This is a genomic window from Curtobacterium sp. 179-B 9B NHS (assembly GCF_045370965.1).
Lineage (GTDB): Bacteria > Actinomycetota > Actinomycetes > Actinomycetales > Microbacteriaceae > Curtobacterium.
On the sequence record NZ_JBIQDQ010000026.1, the window covers coordinates 21,431 to 27,430 of the forward strand.

Annotated in this window: 4 protein-coding genes; all 4 read left to right on the forward strand. The window is 71.3% G+C overall.

Annotated elements, in window-relative coordinates:
• The first annotated feature begins 149 nt into the window (after positions 1-149).
• Positions 150-2,741 (forward strand): valine--tRNA ligase, encoded by a 2,592-nt coding sequence (gene valS, locus ACH0A8_RS15350; protein WP_245171563.1) that lies wholly within the window; start codon positions 150-152, stop codon positions 2,739-2,741.
• A 99-nt stretch (positions 2,742-2,840) separates the two neighbouring features.
• Positions 2,841-3,092, forward strand: a complete 252-nt coding sequence (locus tag ACH0A8_RS15355) for a hypothetical protein (RefSeq protein ID WP_066653141.1) — start codon at positions 2,841-2,843, stop codon at positions 3,090-3,092.
• A 115-nt stretch (positions 3,093-3,207) separates the two neighbouring features.
• Positions 3,208-3,816: a TetR/AcrR family transcriptional regulator gene (locus tag ACH0A8_RS15360; protein ID WP_271827119.1), complete on the forward strand. Its 609-nt coding sequence runs from the start codon at positions 3,208-3,210 to the stop codon at positions 3,814-3,816.
• A 152-nt stretch (positions 3,817-3,968) separates the two neighbouring features.
• Positions 3,969-6,000: M3 family metallopeptidase (locus ACH0A8_RS15365; RefSeq protein WP_406907491.1), on the forward strand; the 2,032-nt coding region annotated here is incomplete at its 3' end.

The window sequence follows — 6,000 nt, forward strand, 5'->3', positions numbered from 1 at the left end:
GCGCTCGCCGGACAAACTCCGACAGCCTACCAGATGGAGCGCTCCGACGCGGCGGACCGCTACGATGAGGCCACCGCGTACTGTACGCGCGACACTCAGGCACCTCACCACGGACTCGGTGCCGCACACATCGATCGAAAGGCCCTGCCATGACGAAGCCCATGCCCGACAAGCCCACGGTGGACGGCCTCGAGGACGTCTGGGGTCCGGTCTGGGAGCAGGACGGCACCTACCGCTTCGACCGCGACAGCGCGACGAAGGACGCGGTGTACTCGATCGACACCCCGCCGCCGACCGCGTCGGGTTCGCTGCACATCGGGCACGTGTTCTCCTACACGCACACCGACCTCAAGGCCCGGTACGAGCGCATGCGCGGGAAGCACGTCTTCTACCCGATGGGCTGGGACGACAACGGCCTGCCGACCGAGCGCCGCGTGCAGAACTACTACGGCGTCCGGTGCGACCCGCAGCTCCCCTACGACCCCGCCTTCGTGCCGCCGTTCGAGGGCGGCGACGGCAAGTCGAGCAAGGCGGGCGACCAGCTGCCGATCTCGCGCCGCAACTTCATCGAGCTGTGCGAGCGCCTGACCGTGCAGGACGAGCAGCAGTTCGAGCACCTCTTCCGCACGCTCGGCCTGTCAGTGGACTGGACGCAGTCGTACCGCACGATCGACGACACCTCGCGGGCGAGCGCGCAGCGTGCGTTCCTCCGCAACCTCGAGCGCGGCGAGGCCTACCAGGCCGACGCCCCGACGCTCTGGGACGTCACCTTCCGCACCGCCGTCGCGCAGGCCGAGCTCGAGGACAAGGAGATGCCCGGCGCGTACCACGGCCTGGCGTTCCACCGCACCGACGGCGGCGAGGACGTCGTCATCCAGACCACCCGTCCGGAGCTGCTCCCCGCCTGCGTCGCCCTCGTCGCGCACCCGGACGACGAGCGCTTCCAGGACCTGTTCGGCACGACCGTCCGCTCCCCCCTGTTCGACGTCGAGGTCCCGGTCCTCGCGCACCACCTGGCGCAGCAGGACAAGGGCGCGGGCATCGCGATGGTCTGCACCTTCGGTGACACCACCGACGTGGTGTGGTGGCGCGAACTGCAGCTGCCGAACCGCGCGATCATCGGCTTCGACGGCCGCGTCCGCTCGGACGAGCCCGCGTGGATCGAGTCGACCCGCGGCAGGGAGCTCTACGCCGAGATGGCCGGCAAGACCGTCTTCTCGGCGAAGAAGGTCCTCGTGGACGCGCTCACCGAGTCGGGCGAGCTCGTCGGCGACGTGAAGACGATCAACCACCCGGTGAAGTTCTTCGAGAAGGGCGACAAGCCGCTCGAGATCGTCTCGACCCGCCAGTGGTACATCGTCAACGGCGCGCGCGACGAGCAGCTCAAGGAGACCCTGCGGAAGCGCGGCGAGGAGATCGCCTTCCACCCGGACTTCATGCGCGTCCGCTACGACAACTGGGTCGGTGGCCTCTCCGGCGACTGGCTCATCTCGCGCCAGCGCTTCTTCGGCGTGCCGATCCCGGTCTGGTACCCGCTCGACGCCGACGGCAACCCGGTCTTCGACCAGCCGATCGTCCCGACCGAGGCACAGCTGCCCGTCGACCCGGCGTCCGAGCCGGCCCCCGGGTACGCCGAGCACCAGCGCGGCGTCGCCGGCGGCTTCCAGGGGGAGCTCGACGTGATGGACACCTGGGCGACCTCGTCCCTCACCCCGCAGCTCGCGGGCAAGTGGGAGACGGACCCGGCGCTCTACGACCTCGTGTTCCCGTACGACGTCCGCCCGCAGGCGCAGGACATCATCCGCACGTGGCTCTTCACGACGGCACTCCGCAGCCAGCTCGAGGCCGACGTCGCGCCGTGGAAGCACGCGAGCATCTCCGGCTTCATCGTGGACCCCGACCGCAAGAAGATGTCGAAGTCGAAGGGCAACGTCGTCACGCCGCTCTCGATCCTCGAGCAGCACGGTGCCGACGCGGTCCGCTACTGGGCGGCCTCGTCGAAGCTCGGCACCGACGCGGCCTTCGACCCGCAGAACCCGAAGCAGATCAAGGTCGGTCGTCGCCTGGCGATCAAGGTGCTCAACGCGGCGAAGTTCGTGTACGGCTTCGAACTGCCGAGCGGTGCGACGACCGTCACCGAGCCCCTCGACGTCGACGTGCTGGCGGAGCTCGGCTCCGTGATCGAGCAGGCCACCGCCGCGTTCGACGGCTTCGACCACGCCCGTGCGCTGGAGGTCACCGAGCGGTTCTTCTGGACCTTCTGCGACGACTACCTCGAGCTGGTCAAGGAGCGTGCCTACGGCACCGCGCCCGACGCGACGCACGAGACCCAGGCGAGTGCGGTCCTGGCGCTGCGCGCCGCGATCGACGCGCTGCTCCGTCTGCTGGCACCGTTCCTCCCGTTCGCGACGGAGGAGGTGTGGGCCTGGACCCACGACACCAGCGTGCACACGGCCGCGTGGCCCACGGTCACGGAGCTCCCGACGCAGGCGGAGCCGTCCGGGCTGCTGGCCGCCGTCGGCCAGGCGCTGATCGGGATCCGCGGTGCGAAGACCGCCGCCAAGGCGTCCCAGAAGACGCCGGTCACCCGTGCCGTCGTGGCGGCTCCGGCCGACCAGCGCGCGCTCATCGAGCGCGCGGCGGTCGACCTGGCCGCCGTGGGCCGCATCGAGAACCTGTCGTTCACGGACGGCGAGGAGCTCGCGGTGACCGAGATCGAGCTCGCGGAGCAGCAGGCGTAGCGTCGTCCGTCGACGGGCCGGGTCGCGTGCGGCCCGGCCCGTCGTCACGAGCACGAGCACGAGCACGAGCACGAGCACGAGTCGGCACTGGAGGCACGGATGCAGTTGGGTACACGCTGGAACGTGGGTGGGCAGCCACCCGAGCGACTCCCCGAGGCGATGGTCGTCGCCGCGCGCGGTGTCGAGGAGGAGCTGGCGGCGGCGTCGGTCGACGCATCGACCTGGCGCTGGACGCTGACGTACCTCGAGGGCAAGCCGATCGTCGAGCTCGACGACGGCACGTCGATCCACCTCGACCCCGCCGGGCGTGCGCAGGTGACGAACCCGGACGACGCGCCGGAGGAGGACTAGGCCGTCCCCCCGATCCCGGGCTCGACCGGGACCGGGGGACGCGGCCTACACTGGAGAACGTCCGTTCCCGAGGCGACGGGGACGAGTGGGACCGCAGCGGAGGAAGGGGATGCCCGTGTCCGGCACCGCCAGCACGACCGACCCGCAGGTGCGCGAGCGCATCGTCGACGCCGCGGACGCGCTCTTCTACGCCCGCGGGTTCCAGTCGGTCGGCATGGACGAGATCCGGACGACCGCCGGCGTCTCGTTGAAGAAGCTCTACTCGGTGTTCCCCGGCAAGGAGCAGCTCGTCGCCGCGGTGCTCGGCGGGCGGCACGACCTCTGGGAGCAGGGCATCGAGCAGGCGGTGGCTGCAGCGGGGACCCCGCGGGACCGGCTGCTCGCGATGTACGACTTCCTGGAGCAGTGGTTCGGCGACGACACCTTCCGCGGCTGCGGCTTCATCAACGCCTTCGGTGAACTGGGTGCGACCTCCCCCGCGGTCGCCGAGATCGCCCGCGAGCACAAGGACTCGTTCCAGCGGTACGTCGCCGGGCTCGCGGCGGCCGCCGTGCCGGACCTCGACGCGGCCGAGGAGCTCGCCGCCCAGCTCGCACTCCTCGCCGAGGGTGCGCAGACGACGGCCGCGATCGCGGGCGACACGACGCCGGCGCGGCACGCGCGGCGCGCGGCAGCCACGCTGATCGACGTGGCCATGCGTGCGGGGACCGACCGGACGCGCTGACCCGACGCGCTGACCTGACGCGCTGACCTGACGCTCCGACCGGACGCTCGACGACACGACGCCCGACACGACCCGACGTCGGCCGGGAGGCGCGGGGCGGGCCCGCCACGTGCCTCCAGACCGGCGTCCGGTCCGGTCCGTAGGGTGGGGCCATGGACACCCCGTTCGACCAGCCGAGCACCCTCCCCTACGCCCTGCCGCCGTTCGACGACGTCCGGCTCGAGCACTTCCGTCCCGCGTTCGACGCCGGCATCGCCGAGCAGCGTGCCGAGGTCGAGGCCATCGCCGCCGATCCCGGTGCAGCGACGTTCGAGAACACGCTGGTGGCGCTCGAACGCTCCGGGCAGCTGCTGACCCGGGTCTCGCACGTCTTCTTCACGCTGTCCTCCGCCGACTCGACGCCCGAGCTGCACGACCTCGAGGCCGAGGTGTCGCCGCTCCTCGCCGCCCACCGCGACGCGGTCACCCTCGACGCGCGCCTGTACGCACGGGTCGATGCGGTGCGGTCCTCGCTCGACGAGCGTGCGGACCTGTCCGACGAGGACCGTCGACTCGTCGAGCGGGTGCACACCGAGATGACGCTCGCGGGAGCCGGCCTCGACGACGGTGGGAAGGAGCGTCTCACCGCGATCAACCAGGAACTCTCGACGCTCACCACGACCTTCGAGCGCAACCTGCTCGAGGACACGAACGACCTCGCCTTGCACGTCACCGACGAACAGGAGCTCGCCGGACTCGACGACGGCGCGAAGTCGGCCGCCGCCGCAGCCGCGGCGGACCGCGGCCTCGACGGCTGGCTCGTGACGCTGCCGCTGTACACGGGTCACCCGTGGCTCGCCTCGCTGACCGACCGCGGCCTGCGCGAACGGATCATGCGCGCCTCGCTGTCGCGGGGGCGTCGTGGGAACGCGCACGACAACCGCGAGGTCCTGCTGCGCATCGTCCGGCTCCGGGCCGAGCGGGCCGAACTCCTCGGCTTCCCGAACCACGCTGCCGTGGTGACGGCCGACGAGACCGCGGGGACGCCCGAGGCGGTCGACGGCCTGCTCTCCTCGCTCGTCCCGGCCGCCGCCGCGAACGCCGAGGACGAGCGCGCCGTCCGCTCCCGCACGGTCGGCTTCGAGGTCGAGGCCTGGGACTGGGCACACGCGACGGAGGTCCTGCGCGGCGAGCAGTTCGCCGCGGACAGTTCGGCGCTGCGGCCCTACTTCGAGGCCGACCGCGTCCTGCACGACGGGGTGTTCCACGCCGCCGGCGCCCTGTACGGACTGACGTTCACCGAACGCTCGGACCTGCACGGCTACAACGACGAGGTCCGGGTCTTCGAGGTGCACGGCGACTCCGGGGAGGAGGTCGGGCTCTACCTGCTCGACCTCTACACACGGGACGGCAAGCGTGGCGGTGCCTGGATGAACCCCGTCGTCGAGCAGTCACACCTGCTCGGCACGCTGCCCGTCGTCGTGAACAACCTCAACGTGGCGAAGCCCGCCGCCGGCTCCCCCACGCTGCTGATCCAGGACGAGGTCGAGACGCTCTTCCACGAGTTCGGGCACGCGCTGCACGGGCTCATCGCCAGGACGACCTACCCACGGTTCTCGGGCACGAACGTCGAACGGGACTTCGTGGAGTTCCCCTCGCAGGTCAACGAGATGTGGGTGACCTGGCCCTCGGTCCTCGCGAACTACGCGAAGCACCACGAGACCGGCGAGCCGCTGCCGCCCGAGCTCGTGCTCGGACTGAGCGACTCCGCCGGCTTCAACGAGGGCTTCTCGACCACCGAGTACCTCGCCGCGGCGCTGCTCGACCAGGCGTGGCACCGCCTGTCGGCCGCCGAGGCCGCCGAGGTGACCGACGTCGAGGCGTTCGAGCGCCAGGCCCTCGCTTCCGCGGGCATCGACGTGACCGCGGTGCCGCCGCGGTACTCGTCGACGTACTTCGCGCACACGTTCTCGGGCGGGTACGACGCCGGGTACTACGGGTACATCTGGTCCGAGGTGCTCGACGCGGACACCGTCGAGTGGTTCCGCGAGCACGGCGGACTCTCGCGCGAGGCCGGGCGGCGGTTCGCGTCGCTCGTGCTCGGGGTCGGCGGCGCGCAGGACCCGCTCGAGGCCCCCTTCGCCCTCGGCTCCGACACCGGTGGCTCGATCCGCCAGCCGGGTGCCGTCACGGGCACGGTCGGTG

What these genes read in the sequence shown, in the direction of transcription:
- ACH0A8_RS15355 (WP_066653141.1), top strand. Translation starts at nt 2,841, where the DNA reads ATGCAGTTGGGTACACGCTGGAACGTGGGTGGGCAGCCACCCGAGCGA.
- valS (WP_245171563.1), top strand. Translation starts at nt 150, where the DNA reads ATGACGAAGCCCATGCCCGACAAGCCCACGGTGGACGGCCTCGAGGAC.